Origin of the sequence: Streptomyces klenkii, from assembly GCF_003626645.1 — a bacterium.
Classification (GTDB): Bacteria; Actinomycetota; Actinomycetes; order Streptomycetales; family Streptomycetaceae; genus Streptomyces; species Streptomyces klenkii.
This window is the reverse complement of the sequence record NZ_RBAM01000014.1, coordinates 112,724-127,518: the sequence shown is the minus strand read 5'-3', so window position 1 is coordinate 127,518 and position 14,795 is coordinate 112,724. Positions and strand designations below refer to the sequence as shown.

Here is a 14,795-nt window from a genome sequence, read left to right as displayed (position 1 = left end):
AGCTAAGCCTTTCAGCGCCGATGGTACTGCATGGGGGACCGTGTGGGAGAGTAGGACGCCGCCGAACAATTTTTAGAGAAAGCCCTGGTGGGAACCTTAGAGTTCCTGCCAGGGCTTTTTCGCGTTTCCCAAACATTTCCCGGCTTCCTAAGTCCAGCCAGCCAGCCCAGTCCACCCCCGCCCGCCCCTCGCCGCACCCGCACCGCACCGGAGGGTAAGGTCAGGGGGTATCGTTCGCATATTTCCCACAGGAGGCCCCCGGGTGGAGGTCCAGGAGACGCGAGTCCAGACCGACCGCGTCCTCACCATCCCGAACATCCTCAGCATGGCGCGCCTGGTCGGCGTCCCCCTCTTCCTGTGGCTGATTCTCCAGAAGCACGACGGATGGGCGCTCCTCGTCCTGGCCCTCAGCGGCGTCAGTGACTACCTCGACGGAAAACTCGCCCGCCGCTGGAATCAGATCAGCAGCCTCGGCCGGCTGCTCGATCCGGCCGCCGACCGGCTCTACATCCTTTCCACCCTCGTGGGTCTGACATGGCGTGAGATCCTTCCGCTCTGGCTGACCCTCGCCCTGCTCGCCCGCGAGGCGATGCTGCTGGTCATGGTGTGGATCCTGAGGCGCCACGGCTATCCGCCGCCGCAGGTGAACTTCCTGGGCAAGGCCGCGACGTTCAACCTGATGTACGCGTTCCCGTTGCTGCTTCTCAGTGACGGACACGGCTGGTTGCCGTCACTTGCCGCGATTTTCGGATGGGCGTTCGCCGGATGGGGTACAACCCTCTATTGGTGGGCAGGGATCCTCTATGTGGTCCAGGTCCGCCGCTTGGTCAAGGCGGACGCCACGGCCGACTGAGCCCGGCGCATACCCCGGCCACTACTCCGGCCGTCCCGGGCGTGAAGTCGGCATGACCGTTGTTCGGCATGACCGTTGTCTCGCAAGGAGGACGCTTCCGACATGAAGGCCGTCGTGATGGCCGGTGGTGAAGGCACTCGCCTTCGCCCCATGACCTCGAGCATGCCCAAGCCGCTCCTGCCGGTCGCCAACCGGCCGATCATGGAGCATGTGCTGCGACTGCTCAAGCGGCACGGACTCACCGAGACCGTGGTGACGGTGCAGTTCCTCGCCTCCCTCGTCAAGAACTACTTCGGGGACGGCGAGGAGCTGGGCATGGAGCTCACCTATGCCAACGAGGAAAAGCCACTCGGCACCGCGGGGAGCGTCAAGAACGCCGAGGAGGCGCTCAAGGACGACGCCTTCCTGGTGATCTCCGGAGACGCCCTCACCGATTTCGACCTGACCGACCTGATCCGTTTCCACAAGGAGAAGGGCGCCCTCGTCACCGTCTGCCTCACCCGCGTTCCCAACCCTCTGGAATTCGGAATCACCATCGTCGACGAGGACGGCAAGGTCGACCGCTTCCTCGAAAAGCCCACCTGGGGCCAGGTCTTCTCCGACACGGTGAACACGGGCATCTACGTCATGGAGCCCGAGGTCTTCGACTACGTCCAGGCCGACGTTCCCGTCGACTGGTCCGGTGACGTCTTCCCCCAGCTGATGAAGGAGGGCAAGCCGGTCTACGGCTATATCGCCGAGGGCTACTGGGAGGACGTCGGCACCCACGAGAGCTACGTCAAGGCGCAGGCCGACGTGCTCGAAGGCAGAGTCGACGTCGACATAGACGGATTCGAGATCTCGCCCGGCGTATGGGTGGCCGAAGGGGCCGAGGTCCACTCCGACGCCACACTGCGCGGGCCGCTCTACATCGGTGACTACGCCAAGGTCGAAGCCGGCGCCGAGATCCGCGAGCACACCGTCGTCGGCTCCAACGTCGTCGTCAAGAGCGGAGCCTTTCTGCACAAGGCCGTCGTCCACGACAACGTGTACATCGGCCAGCAGAGCAACCTCCGCGGCTGCGTCATCGGCAAGAACACCGACATCATGCGCGCCTCCCGCATCGAGGACGGCGCCGTCATCGGTGACGAGTGCCTGGTCGGTGAGGAATCGATTATTCAGGGCAACGTCCGCGTCTACCCGTTCAAGACCATCGAGGCCGGCGCGTTCGTCAACACCTCGGTGATCTGGGAGTCCCGCGGCCAGGCCCACCTCTTCGGCGCGCGCGGCGTGTCCGGCATCCTCAACGTGGAGATCACGCCCGAGCTCGCGGTGCGGCTCGCCGGCGCGTACGCCACGACGCTTAAGAAGGGCTCCACCGTCACCACCGCGCGTGACCACTCCCGCGGTGCGCGGGCGCTCAAGCGTGCGGTGATCTCCGCCCTGCAAGCCAGCGCCATAGACGTACGGGACCTGGAGAACGTCCCGCTGCCGGTGGCCCGCCAGCAGACGGCCCGCGGCAGCGCCGGCGGCATCATGATCCGTACGACGCCGGGCGTGCCGGACTCCGTCGACATCATGTTCTTCGACGAGCGCGGCGCCGACCTCTCCCAGGCCGGCCAGCGCAAACTCGACCGGGTCTACGCCCGCCAGGAGTACCGCCGGGCCTTCCCCGGAGAGATCGGCGACCTCTCCTTCCCCTCCAGCGTCTACGACTCGTACGCGGGCTCGCTGCTGCGGTCCGTGGACACCAGCGGAGTCGCCGAGGCCGGGCTGAAGGTCGTGGTGGACGCGGCGCACGGCAGCGCCGGCCTCGTCCTGCCCAGCCTGCTCGGCCGGCTCGGGGTGGAGGCGTTCACCATCAACCCCGGGCTCGACGAGTCCCGGCCCACCGAGACCGCGGACGACCGCCGCTCCGGCCTGGTGCGGCTCGGGGAGATCGTGGCCTCGGCCCGGGCCGCGTTCGGCGTCCGCTTCGACCCGGTGGGCGAGCGGATCTCCCTGGTCGACGAGCGCGGCCGGATCGTGGAGGACGACCGGGCCCTGCTCGTCCTGCTCGACCTGGTCGCCGCCGAGCGGCGCAGCGGCAAGGTGGCCCTGCCGGTGACCACCACCCGCATCGCCGAGCAGGTGGCGGCGTACCACGGCACCCAGGTCGAGTGGACCACGACCTCGCCCGACGACCTGACCAGGGTCGGCCGCGCGGACACCACGATCTTCGGCGGGGACGGGCGCGGCGGCTTCATCGTCCCCGAGTCCACCAGCGTCTTCGACGGGACCGCCGCATTCGTCCGGCTCATCGGCCTGGTGGCGCGCACGCAGCTCACGCTCAGCCAGATAGACGCCCGCATCCCCCGCGCCCACGTGCTGCGCCGCGACCTGCCGACGCCGTGGGCGGTGAAGGGGCTCGTGATGCGGTCCGTGGTCGAGGCGGCCGGGGACCGGCACGTGGACACGACCGACGGGGTGCGGGTCGTGGAGGCCGACGGGCGCTGGGTCATGGTGCTGCCGGACCCGGCCGAGGCGGTGACGCACCTGTGGGCCGAGGGGCCCGACGACGCCTCGGCGCAGGCCCTGCTCGACGAGTGGTCGGCGGTCGTGGACGGCGCCGGGCGCTGACCGCGGACGCCCGGTCAGGACCCGGCGGGCGCCGTCTCCTTGGGGCCGGACCGGTGCCGGAGTGATCCCGCGCCCGGCGCGCCGGTGGGGCCATTGGGAGACGACGCCCCCGACGTGCGACGATGTGCGGCATGTCGCAGCAGCCCCCCGATCGGAGCACGCCCCCGGCGCCGCCGCGCCCCGACGCCTCCATGTCGCTGCTGACCAACGTGATGGACCACAGCCTCGACGACGGCTACGCCGAAGCGGCGGCCCGGCGCGGGACGGAGGACGGCGGCAGGCTGCCGAGCCCGCTGCGGGCCAAGCTGGGCCTCGCGGCCGCCCTGCTGCTGGCCGCGGTCGTGGTGACGCTGGGGGCCGCGCAGGCGCAGATATCGGCGCCGACGCTGGCCAAGGAGCGTCAGCAGCTCATCGACCGCATCGAACGGGAGACCTCGGCGGCCGACGCGTTGCAGAAGAACGTCGACACCCTGCGGGACGCCGTCGGCACCAAGCAGCGTGACGTCCTGAAGCACGGCGGGGACAAGGCCGATCTGGTGGCGCTGCTCGCGGGCGCGACGGCCGTGCAGGGCCCCGGCGTCAAGCTGGTCGTGGACGACGCCAAGCAGACGAAGCAGGGCGGCGGCGGGCCGCGCGAGAGCAGCGGCTTCTCCGACACGGGCCGGGTGCGCGACCACGACATGCAGCGGATCGTCAACGGCCTGTGGCAGTCCGGGGCCGAGGCCGTCTCGGTCAACGGGCAGCGGCTGACGGCGCTGTCGGCGATCAGGGCCGCCGGTGACGCCATACTGGTGGACAACAGGCCGCTGGTGCCGCCGTACACGGTGCTCGCGATCGGTGACGGACAGAAGTTCGCCGACGCCTTCCAGCGCAGCGCCGACGGGCTGTACCTGCGTGCTCTCCAGCAGAACTACGGGGTCCGCTACAGCATTTCCGCTCAGGGAGAGGTCCGGCTGCCCGCCGCGCCGAGCCTGATCGTACGAACCGCACAGCCGCAGGAGGGTGGCGCGGCCGGCCGCGCCACCGACACAGGGAAGGGCACATCGTGATCGCCGTTTTGGGCCTCGTCGTGGGAGTCGTGGTCGGACTTGTCGTCCGTCCCGTGGTGCCGACGGTGGTCGAGCCCTACCTTCCCATCGCCGTCGTGGCGGCGCTCGACGCGGTGTTCGGCGGCCTCCGGGCGATGCTGGACGGGATCTTCGACGACAAGGTGTTCGTCGTCTCCTTCCTGTCCAACGTGGTCGTGGCGGCGCTCATCGTCTTCCTGGGCGACAAGCTCGGGGTCGGGGCCCAGCTCTCGACCGGCGTCGTGGTCGTCCTCGGCATCCGCATCTTCTCCAACGCGGCCGCGATCCGCCGGCACGTCTTCCGGGCGTGAGGCCGATGAGCAGCGACGGCAACACGCCCGACGAGAAGGAGCCCGGGAAGCCGGATTCCGCGCGGGAGCGGACGCCGGCCGAGGGGCCGAAGAAAGCCGAGAAGTCCGGTAGGGCCGAGAAGGCCGGTAAAGACGAAAAGGCGGAGAAGGCCGGTAGAGCCGAAGAGCCCGAAAGGCCTGCCACGCCCGCGAGTGAGGCCGGCGAATCCGGCAAGGGCCGTAAGCCGAAGGAGTCGGAGGAGCCGGAGGAACCCGTAGGGTCCGGGCCTGAGCCCGCTCCTGACGCCGGGTCCGCATCCGAGTCCGTGTCCGGGGGCGCCGCCGCTCCCGGCCCCGTGCCCGAGCCCACTCCCGCGCCTCCGCCCGCCGCCGCGCCCGTGACGGGCCGTCAGCGCCTGCTGAACAGTCTCTGGCCGCCGCGGCTGACGCGGGCCCAGCTCACCGTCGCGGTGCTGCTGTGCGTCCTGGGGCTGGGCCTGGCCATCCAGGTCCGGTCGACCAGCGACAACAGCGCGCTGCGCGGTGCCCGGCAGGAGGACCTCGTACGGATCCTGGACGAGCTCGACAACCGCACCAAGCGGCTGGAGGACGAGAAGCGGCGCCTGGAGAACCAGCGCACCGAGCTCGAGAGCAGCTCCAACCAGGCTGCTGAAGCCCGCAAGCAGACCGCGCAGAAGGAGCTGCAGCTGGGCGTGCTCGCGGGCACGGTGAGGGCGCAGGGGCCGGGCATCGAGCTCACGGTGAGCGACCCCAAGGGCATGGTCGAGGCGGACAAGCTGCTGGACGCCATCCAGGAGCTGCGGGCCGCGGGCGCCGAGGCGATCCAGATCAACGACGTTCGCGTCGCCGCCGACACGTATTTCTCGGGCGCGGCGGGCAAGGTGGAGATCGACGGCAAGAAGGTCTCGCAGCCCTACCGGTTCAAGGTGATCGGCAAGCCGCAGGACCTGGAGCCCGCGCTCAACATCCCCGGCGGTGTGGTGCAGACGCTGGAGAAGGAGCAGGCGGGCGTCACGGTCCAGCGGTCTGAGAAGATCATTGTGGACGCCTTGCGCCCGGCGAAGCGGCCTGACTACGCTCGGTCGTCATCGCAGTGAGGCGGGTGGCCGGGCCGGCTTCGGAGGGAGGCCGCGAGGTTGCGGGGGGTCGGCGCACCAAGTCGAGGGTGCGTGGTGGAAACTGTCTGTTGACCACGGACGTTGTATGGATGTCCGGGTCGGACGGTGTGTGCATCGAGGGTTTGTCCTGCCCCACGGGCGGGTCTGTTTCGGTCAAGGGGAATCGCCCGTGAAGTTGTTTGCGAAGTTGTTCGGCAAGAGCGCACGCCAGGACGGCGGCAGTGCCCGCCACCGCGCGTCGCGCCACGGTGAGGGCGGTCAGGGCCAGGAGGGCGCGCGCGAAGAGCGTCCGCTGTTCCGGGACGAGACGGCGGCCCCGGGTGGAGACATTCCGGGCGGGTCGGCTGTTGACCCTGCTGCCACCGGGCGCATAGGTTTCGGGGCACCAGCGACCTCGAGCGCGCATGGAGGGTCTGCCTTGCCGGTTTGTACGAGGTGCGGCCACCGGAACGGCGAGGGGAGCCGGTTCTGCTCCAACTGCGGCGCCCCGCTGCGGCCGGGTGCCGTGGCCGAGCGCGCCTCGGAGACGACCTCGACCATCTCCATCTCCGGTCTCGAGGCGTACGACTCCGAGACCACCGGCCAGACGCCGATCCCGTCGCTCTCCCCGGAGGCCCAGGCGGCCGTCGACGCGCTGCCGCTGGGCTCGGCCCTGCTGGTGGTCCGGCGCGGGCCGAACTCCGGCAGCCGGTTCCTGCTGGACGGCGAGATCACCACGGCGGGCCGGCACCCGCAGAGCGACATCTTCCTGGACGACGTCACGGTCTCCCGCCGGCACGTGGAGTTCCGCAGAGGCCAGGACGGCAGCTTCACCGTTTCCGACGTCGGCAGCCTCAACGGCACGTACGTCAACCGCGAGCGGATCGACTCGGTGTCGCTCAACAGTGGCGACGAGGTCCAGATCGGCAAGTACCGGCTGGTCTTCTACGGCAGCCAGCGGGGCATCTGACCCTCCCCGGACCACGTCCGGGGGGACCCCAAGGAAGGGCCATGCTTCGAACACCGTCGGGCGGTGCCGGGTCTCCCGGTGCCGCCGGCGCGGAAGGACGGCTGGTGAGCATCGGCACGGTGCTCAACCTGCTCCGCGAGGAGTTCCCCGAGGTCACCATCTCCAAGATTCGTTTCCTGGAGGCGGAGGGTCTGGTGGAGCCGCAGCGCACGCCGTCCGGATACCGCAAGTTCAGTACGGAGGACGTGGAGCGGCTCGGGTGCGTGCTGCGCATGCAGCGCGATCACTACCTGCCCCTGCGGGTCATCAAGGAGCACCTGGAGGCGCGGGCCCGGGGCGAGGCGCCGCAGCTGCCCGCCCCCGCAAAGCCGCGTGACGGCGCGCTCGTGGCCGCCGACGGCCGTATCGCCGGGCCGCCCGGCGCCGCCGGTGATGCCGCCCGGGACGACGGCGCGGAGCCGGGCGCGTTCGAGCCCGTCCCGCCCCCGCGGCTCGGCCGGGAAGAACTTCTGAGTGCCACCGGTGTCACGGAGGGTGACCTGGCGGAGTGGGAGTCGTACGGGCTGGTCACCCCCCACCCGGACGGCGGATTCGACGCCGATGCGGTGGCCGTCGCGCGCCTCGTGGCGGACCTGGGCCGTTTCGGCCTGGAGCCGCGCCACCTGCGCGTCATGAAGGCCGCCGCCGACCGCCAGGCAGGCCTGGTCGAACAGGTGGTCGCACCCCTGCGGCGGCACCGCAATCCGCAGACCAGGGCGCATGCGGAGGCCACCACGCGCGAGCTGGCCACGCTGTCCGTGCGCCTGCACGCGGCGCTCGTGCAGGCCGCCCTGCACGCGGGCTCGCACTGAGCGGCGAGTGCCCGACTACCCAAACCTGCCGGGCACGTCCTAGGGTTGCTGTGTGAACGAGCTCGATGTCGTGGGTGTCCGGGTGGAAATGCCCTCCAACCAGCCGATCGTGCTCCTGCGTGAAGTGGGAGGCGACCGCTACCTCCCGATCTGGATCGGACCGGGAGAGGCGACGGCCATTGCCTTTGCCCAGCAGGGCATGGCCCCTGCCCGCCCGCTGACCCACGACCTTTTCAAGGACGTGCTGGAAGCGGTCGGCCAGCAGCTCACGGAGGTCCGCATCACGGACCTGCGTGAGGGTGTGTTCTACGCGGAGCTCGTCTTCGCCAGCGGCGTGGAGGTCAGCGCCCGGCCGTCCGACGCCATAGCGCTGGCGCTGCGCACCGGCACGCCGATCTACGGCAGCGACGGTGTGCTGGACGACGCCGGGATCGCGATCCCGGACGAGCAGGAGGACGAGGTCGAGAAGTTCCGCGAGTTCCTCGACCAGATCTCGCCGGAGGACTTCGGCAGCAGCAGCCAGTGAGCCGGCCCGGCGCCGGTGGCCGGTGAGCCGGCCGGAGCGGCTCGCGGCGGTCCGCCGCGGCGCATTCGACTAGCCTTTCCCGGCGCAGGGGCACGCAAAACCACTCTCTGGGTGATTATCACTCGGCGTGCCGAGTGTGGCGATCGTTGACGCACCCCTGGTGACTGCCTACCGTCGAGAGGGCAGGTCAAGGACGGAGGTCGGCGTGAGAAGCATGGGCGACGGGACGGCGGTCGGCAGTCCGTATCCGCTGTTCGGGGGAGCGGTCGAACAGGCACCCCGTCATGTGATCCCGGCAGCGGCGGTCACCGCACCGCGCGGGCCGGAGGCCGATCTCATCGGCTATCGAGGGCCGACGGCGTGCGCCGCGGCCGGCATCACCTACCGCCAGCTCGACTACTGGGCGCGTACGGGCCTGGTCGAGCCGAGCGTGCGGCCCGCGCACGGCGCGGGCAACCAGCGGCTCTACAGCTTCCGGGACGTGGTCGTCCTCAAGATCGTGAAGCGGCTCCTGGACACGGGGGTCTCGCTCCAGAACATCCGCACGGCCGTCCAGCACCTGCGCTCGCGCGGCGCGGCCGACCTGCCGCGGATGACGCTCATGAGCGACGGCGCGACGGTCTACGAGTGCACCTCGCCCGACGAGGTCGTCGATCTCCTCCAAGGCGGGCAGGGCGTCTTCGGGATCGCCGTGGGCGTCGTCTGGCGCGATGTCGAGAGCGCGCTGTCCCAGCTGCACGGGGAGCGCGTGGACACGGGCGAGACGCTCGTCCGCCCCAACCCCGCGGACGAGCTGGCGCGCCGCCGCAACCGCGTCGGCTGACCTGCGGCCCCACCGCTCGCGTCGTACGTGAGTGCGATTGTCAGTGGTGTGAGGGAGCATCGGTGTCGTGAGAGGCGCGCCGACCATCCTGCATCTCGACATGGATGCTTTCTACGCTTCGGCCGAGCAGGCGGCCAAGCCCAGCCTGCGCGGAAAACCCGTGGTCGTGGGCGGGATCGGGCCGCGCGGCGTGGTGGCCACCGCGTCGTACGAGGCGAGGGTCTTCGGCGTCCGCTCCGCGATGGCCACGGCGCAGGCCCGCAGGCTGTGCCCCAACGCCGCCTACCTCACCCCGCGCTTCTCGCTCTACCGGGACATCAGCGAGGTCGTCATGGGCCTGCTGGGCGCGCTGTCGCCGCTGGTGGAGCCGCTCAGCCTCGACGAGGCGTTCGTGGATCTGGAGGCCGGGGGCGTCGAGCCCACCGCGGCGGCCGTGCGGGCCGTCGGCGAGCGCCTGCGCCGTGACATCCGTACGGCGACGGGGCTGAGCGGGTCGGTGGGGCTCGCCGCCTCCAAGATGCTCGCGAAGATCGCCTCCGAGGAGGCCAAGCCCGACGGGCTGCTGCTCATAGAGCCGGGCACCGAGCTGGAGCGGCTGTGGCCCATGTCCGTGCGCGCCATCCCGGGCGTCGGCCCCGCCACCGCCGAGACGCTGCGCCGGGCGGGCATCACCACCGTCGCGGAGACCGCGGAGGCGGGCGAGGCGGAGCTGGTGCGGCTCCTGGGCAAAGCGCACGGCGCGGGGCTGTACGCCATGGCCACCGGCCATGACGATCGCCCCGTCGTCGCCGAGCGGGACGCCAAGTCCGTCTCCGTGGAGGACACCTTCGAGGAGGACCTGACCGACCGGACCCGGGTGCAGCTGGAGATCGCGCGGCTCGCCGACCGCTGCGTCCAGCGGCTGCGCGCGGCCGGCCGGTCGGGGCGCACCGTCGTGATCAAGGTGCGCAGCTACGACTTCTCCACGCTGACCCGCTCCGAGACCCTGCGCGGCCCGACGGACGACCCCGGGGTGGTCCGGGAGGCGGCGGCCCGGCTGCTCGACGGCGTCGACACCACGACCGGCGTCCGGCTGCTGGGCGTCGGCGTCAGCGGCCTCGCCGACTACACGCAGGAGGACCTGTTCGCGCAGGCCGCGAGCGAGGCGGCGGGTGCGGCTGCCGACGCGGCGGAGGCACCGCAGGGCCCCGAGGAGGCGCCGGGGGAGGGCGCGGGTGCGGTGGTCAGGCCGCGGCGCTGGCTGCCGGGCCTGGATGTGCGGCACGCCGAGTACGGGGCGGGGTGGGTGCAGGGCAGCGGGGTCGGCCGGGTCACGGTCCGCTTCGAAACGCCCTGGTCGGAGCCGGGCCGGGTACGGACCTTCGCGGTCGACGACCCCGACCTGGAACCGGGGGAGCCGCTCCCCCTCGTACGGGGTGCCCTGCCGGGCGAGGATGCGGCCACGGACGCGGCTCAGGCCCCGCCGCCGGGGCCGGCCGGCGACACCGGAGCCGCTCCGCTCCCGGAACCGGGATCCGCCCCGGAGGCCGATCCGGGATCCGGACTCGGCCCCGGCCCGGAAGGCGATCCAGGACCTGGCCCCGGCCTCGGCCCGGGCCCCGTAGCCGACCCGGTCCCGGAAGAAGCCCCCGAACCCGGAACCGACTCGGGTCAGGGGCCTGAAGCCGACTCGGGCCCGGGCCCCGAACCCGTACTGAATCCGGCAAGCGGACCTGATCCGAGGCCGCACGCTGACGCGGGCCCCGAGGCCGGCCCGGGGGCCGGTCCCGGATCCGTACCGGATCCGGTGTGCAGTGCTGCTCCAGGGCCGGAAGCCGACGTCGGCCCGGGGCCCGGAGTGCGTCCTGCGGCGGGAGCCGGTCCCGCGCCCGTACCGGATCCCGTATGCGGAAACGTTCCGGGGGCCGCCGCCGACGCAGAGCGTGAAGCCCGGCCCGTTTCGGGGGGCTGAGGCGGCCTTCGGCATGGGTTGCGGGGTGGGCCGTGGCCCGGGGGCGGGGCCGGGCCCGGGGGCGAGGCCGGGCCCGCGGGCGGGGCCGGGGGCTCGCCCGGGATCGGGAGGCGGTAGTGGTGGTAGAGCTGGAGCTCCTGTTCGGGGGAGAGGTGGCGGCCCACGCCGAAGTCGGGCGCGTCCTTGATCAGCGCCCGGTCGTACGCGGTGCGCAGGGACTGCCCGGCCACCTCACTCGTCGCCAGGGGCACGAACGCGTCCCGCCGGAAGAAGCCGGTCCGTACCGCCGCCCACAGCGGTTCGCCGGTCGCGTCGTCGAGGTAGACCTCGTCCACCGTGCCGATCTTCGTCCCGTCCCGGTCGAAGACCTTCCAGCCGATCAGGCTCCGGGGATCGATGTCGCTCTGCACGGTTTCCTCCCAGGATCGGCGCCTTCTCCCACCCAAAAACACAAACCGGGAAGCGGCCACTCGGGAGAACCCACGGGAAAGTTGCGCTGGTAGGCTGACGAGTGGCCGCAGAACCCGTGCGGGAGAGTCCTCCGGAAGCCCGCTCAGCGGGGTGAGCGGAGGCGCCGAAGGAGCAAATCCTCCCCGGAATCTCTCAGGCACCCGTACCGCACGGACGAGGTCACTCTGGAAAGCAGGGCGGGCCCGGTCAGCGACAGCGCGCCGAAGCCCTTCCTCACCGACGGTGAAAGCCGGCCCGCGCGCGCCGCGGTCCGGTGAAGCTCTCAGGTTGAGATGACAGAGGGGGAGGCCGTCCGGGTACCCACGCCGTGGTACCCCTCGCAGGTCGCAACGACCAGGAGGCCTCCGCAGATGACTGCCCACCGCATCGCCCTTTCCGACCTGGAGCGGGACACGCCCTTCGAGCGCCGCCACATAGGCCCCGACGGCGAGGCCCAGGCGAAGATGCTCGCCCAGGTCGGCTTCGGTTCGCTGGACGAGCTCACCGCCGCCGCCGTGCCGGAGGTGATCCGGAGCGTGGGCGCCCTGGCCCTGCCCGAGGCCCGCAGCGAGGCCGAGGTCCTCGCCGAGCTGCGCACCCTGGCCGACCGCAACGAGGTCCTCGCCCCGATGATCGGCCTCGGCTACCACGGCACGTTCACCCCGCCGGTGATCCTGCGCAACGTCATGGAGAACCCCGCCTGGTACACGGCCTACACGCCGTACCAGCCGGAGATCTCCCAGGGCCGCCTGGAGGCCCTGCTCAACTTCCAGACCGTCGTCGCCGACCTGACCGGGCTGCCCACCTCCGGCGCCTCCCTCCTCGACGAGGGCACCGCCGCCGCCGAGGCCATGTCCCTGTCCCGCCGCGTCGGCAAGGTCAAGAAGGGCGTCTTCCTCGTCGACGCCGACACCCTGCCGCAGACCACTGCCGTGATCGAGACCCGCGCCGAGCCGACCGGCGTCGAGGTCGTCGTCGCGGACCTCAGCGCGGGCATCCCCGACGAGATCGCCGAGCGCGGCGTCTTCGGCGTGCTCCTCCAGTACCCCGGCGCCTCGGGCGCCGTGCGCGACCTGCGCCCGGTCATCGAGCGCGCCCACGAGCTCGGTGCGATCGTCACCGTCGCGGCCGACCTGCTGGCCCTGACCCTGCTGACGTCGCCCGGCGAGCTCGGCGCGGACATCGCGGTCGGCACCACCCAGCGCTTCGGCGTGCCCATGGGCTTCGGCGGCCCGCACGCCGGCTTCATGGCCGTGCGCGAGCAGTTCGCCCGCAGCCTCCCCGGCCGCCTCGTCGGCGTCTCCGTCGACGCCGACGGCAACAAGGCCTACCGCCTGGCCCTGCAGACCCGCGAGCAGCACATCCGCCGCGAGAAGGCCACCAGCAACATCTGCACCGCGCAGGTGCTCCTCGCCGTCATGGCCGGCATGTACGCGGTCTACCACGGCCCCCAGGGCCTGGCCGCCATCGCCCGCCGCACCCACCGCTACGCCGCGATCCTCGCCGAGGGCCTGCGCGCCGGCGGTGTCGAGCTCGTCCACGGCGCGTTCTTCGACACCCTGACCGCGCGCGTCCCGGGCCGGGCCGCCGAGGTCGTCGAGGCCGCCCGCGAGCGTGGCGTCAACCTGCGCCTGACCGACGCCGACCACGTGGGCATCGCCTGCGACGAGACCACCACCCGCGCCCACCTGGCCTCCGTGTGGGCCGCGTTCGGTACGGCGGGCGACGTCGAGACGCTCGACGCGGTGGCTGCCGAGGTGCTCCCCGAGGCCCTGCTGCGCACCGGCGACTACCTCACGCACCCGGTCTTCCACGAGCACCGCTCCGAGACGGCCATGCTGCGCTACCTGCGCCGCCTCGCCGACCGGGACTACGCCCTGGACCGCGGCATGATCCCGCTCGGCTCCTGCACCATGAAGCTCAACGCCACGACCGAGATGGAGCCGGTCACCTGGCCCGAGTTCGGCGCGCTGCACCCCTTCGCCCCGATCGGGCAGGCCCGGGGCTACGTCACGCTGATCACCGAGCTGGAGGAGCGGCTCGCCGAGGTCACCGGCTACGACAAGGTCTCCATCCAGCCGAACGCCGGCTCCCAGGGCGAGCTCGCCGGCCTGCTGGCCGTGCGCGCCTACCACCGCGCCAACGGCGACGCGCAGCGCACCGTCTGCCTGATCCCGTCCTCGGCGCACGGCACCAACGCCGCGAGCGCCGTGATGGCCGGCATGAAGGTCGTCGTCGTCAAGACCGCCGACGACGGCGAGATCGACGTCCAGGACCTGCGCGCCAAGATCGAGCAGTACCGCGACGAGCTGGCCGTCCTGATGATCACGTACCCGTCGACGCACGGCGTCTTCGAGGAGCACGTCGCCGACATCTGTGCCGCCGTGCACGACGCGGGCGGCCAGGTGTACGTGGACGGCGCCAACCTCAACGCCCTGGTGGGCCTGGCGAAGCCGGGCAGGTTCGGCGGCGACGTCTCGCACCTGAACCTGCACAAGACCTTCTGCATCCCGCACGGCGGCGGCGGTCCCGGCGTCGGCCCGGTCGCCGTCCGCGCGCACCTCGCCCCGTACCTCCCGAACCACCCGTTGCAGCCCACCGCCGGCCCGGAGACGGGCGTCGGCCCGATCTCGGCGGCCCCGTGGGGCTCGGCCGGCATCCTGCCGATCTCCTGGGCGTACGTCCGGCTGATGGGCGGCGAGGGCCTGCGGCGCGCCACGCAGGTGGCGGTCCTGGGCGCCAACTACATCGCCAAGCGCCTGGAGCCGCACTACCCCGTGCTCTACACCGGCCCGAACGGCCTGGTGGCGCACGAGTGCATCGTGGACCTGCGGCCGCTGACCAAGGCCACCGGCGTGAGCGTCGACGACGTCGCCAAGCGTCTGATCGACTACGGCTTCCACGCGCCGACCATGTCCTTCCCGGTGGCCGGCACCCTGATGATCGAGCCCACGGAGAGCGAGGACATCGCCGAACTGGATCGTTTCTGCGAGGCGATGATCGCCATCCGCGCCGAGATCGAGAAGGTCGGCTCGGGGGAGTGGGACAAGGACGACAACCCGCTGCGGAACGCCCCGCACACCGCCGCGTCCGTGACCGGCGCGTGGGAGCACGCGTACAGCCGTGAGGAAGCCGTCTTCCCGGCCGGGGTCTCCGCCGCCGACAAGTACTGGCCGCCGGTGCGGCGCGTCGACGGTGCCTACGGCGACCGCAACCTCGTCTGCTCCTGCCCGCCGCTGGAGGACTACGACGGCTGATCAGGGCGACGGGCCTCGCTAGGGGCCTGGTCCTGGAAGGG

General features: G+C 71.6%; 11 protein-coding genes, 1 rRNA gene, 1 pseudogene and 1 riboswitch. Of the genes and pseudogenes, 12 read left to right on the top strand and 1 reads right to left on the bottom strand.

Annotated features, from left to right (window positions below; all coding sequences use genetic code 11):
* From rrf to D7231_RS28425, 11 genes are all read left to right on the top strand, one after another.
* Window positions 1–67: ribosomal RNA gene (gene rrf / locus D7231_RS38570) — 5S ribosomal RNA — on the top strand; the annotation flags it as partial.
* A gap of 195 nt (window positions 68–262) precedes the next feature.
* Entirely contained in the window at window positions 263–853 is a 591-nt protein-coding gene (gene clsA / locus D7231_RS28470) for a cardiolipin synthase ClsA (protein WP_194962552.1), read from the top strand.
* Window positions 854–955: 102 nt separating this feature from the next.
* On the top strand, window positions 956–3,451 hold the full coding sequence (locus D7231_RS28465; RefSeq protein WP_120758426.1) for a mannose-1-phosphate guanyltransferase: 2,496 nt from the start codon (window positions 956–958) through the stop codon (window positions 3,449–3,451).
* Between the two features lie 131 nt (window positions 3,452–3,582).
* Window positions 3,583–4,500, top strand: coding sequence for a DUF881 domain-containing protein (locus D7231_RS28460; protein WP_120758425.1), 918 nt, complete (start codon window positions 3,583–3,585; stop codon window positions 4,498–4,500).
* The gene (locus D7231_RS28455) at window positions 4,497–4,829 is read left to right on the top strand and encodes a small basic family protein (RefSeq protein ID WP_030364457.1); all 333 of its coding nucleotides are present in this window, start codon (window positions 4,497–4,499) and stop codon (window positions 4,827–4,829) included. The genes D7231_RS28460 and D7231_RS28455 overlap by 4 nt, the downstream gene beginning before the upstream one ends.
* A gap of 5 nt (window positions 4,830–4,834) precedes the next feature.
* The gene (locus D7231_RS28450) at window positions 4,835–5,926 is read left to right on the top strand and encodes a DUF881 domain-containing protein (protein WP_422396763.1); all 1,092 of its coding nucleotides are present in this window, start codon (window positions 4,835–4,837) and stop codon (window positions 5,924–5,926) included.
* Between the two features lie 106 nt (window positions 5,927–6,032).
* Window positions 6,033–6,896, top strand: a complete 864-nt coding sequence (locus D7231_RS28445) for an FHA domain-containing protein (RefSeq protein WP_120758424.1) — start codon at window positions 6,033–6,035, stop codon at window positions 6,894–6,896.
* A gap of 41 nt (window positions 6,897–6,937) precedes the next feature.
* Window positions 6,938–7,747 (top strand): transcriptional regulator FtsR, encoded by an 810-nt coding sequence (gene ftsR, locus D7231_RS28440; RefSeq protein WP_120758423.1) that lies wholly within the window; start codon window positions 6,938–6,940, stop codon window positions 7,745–7,747.
* 52 nt (window positions 7,748–7,799) lie between these two features.
* Window positions 7,800–8,273 carry a bifunctional nuclease family protein gene (locus tag D7231_RS28435; protein WP_030364453.1) on the top strand — a complete coding sequence of 158 codons (474 nt, stop codon included), beginning with the start codon at window positions 7,800–7,802 and terminating at the stop codon, window positions 8,271–8,273.
* A 205-nt stretch (window positions 8,274–8,478) separates the two neighbouring features.
* The gene (locus tag D7231_RS28430) at window positions 8,479–9,096 is read left to right on the top strand and encodes a MerR family transcriptional regulator (RefSeq protein WP_120758422.1); all 618 of its coding nucleotides are present in this window, start codon (window positions 8,479–8,481) and stop codon (window positions 9,094–9,096) included.
* A gap of 67 nt (window positions 9,097–9,163) precedes the next feature.
* Window positions 9,164–11,047: a DNA polymerase IV gene (locus tag D7231_RS28425; RefSeq protein ID WP_199739479.1), complete on the top strand. Its 1,884-nt coding sequence runs from the start codon at window positions 9,164–9,166 to the stop codon at window positions 11,045–11,047.
* Between the two features lie 56 nt (window positions 11,048–11,103).
* Here the strand turns inward: D7231_RS28425 and D7231_RS28415 are convergent.
* Window positions 11,104–11,457, bottom strand: a pseudogene (locus D7231_RS28415) (PRC-barrel domain-containing protein); the annotation flags it as partial.
* A 109-nt stretch (window positions 11,458–11,566) separates the two neighbouring features.
* Window positions 11,567–11,676, top strand: a riboswitch (glycine riboswitch).
* A gap of 192 nt (window positions 11,677–11,868) precedes the next feature.
* On the opposite strand from D7231_RS28415, the gene gcvP reads away from it, so the two are divergent.
* Window positions 11,869–14,754, top strand: coding sequence for an aminomethyl-transferring glycine dehydrogenase (gene gcvP / locus D7231_RS28410; RefSeq protein ID WP_120758421.1), 2,886 nt, complete (start codon window positions 11,869–11,871; stop codon window positions 14,752–14,754).
* Window positions 14,755–14,795: the final 41 nt, after the last annotated feature.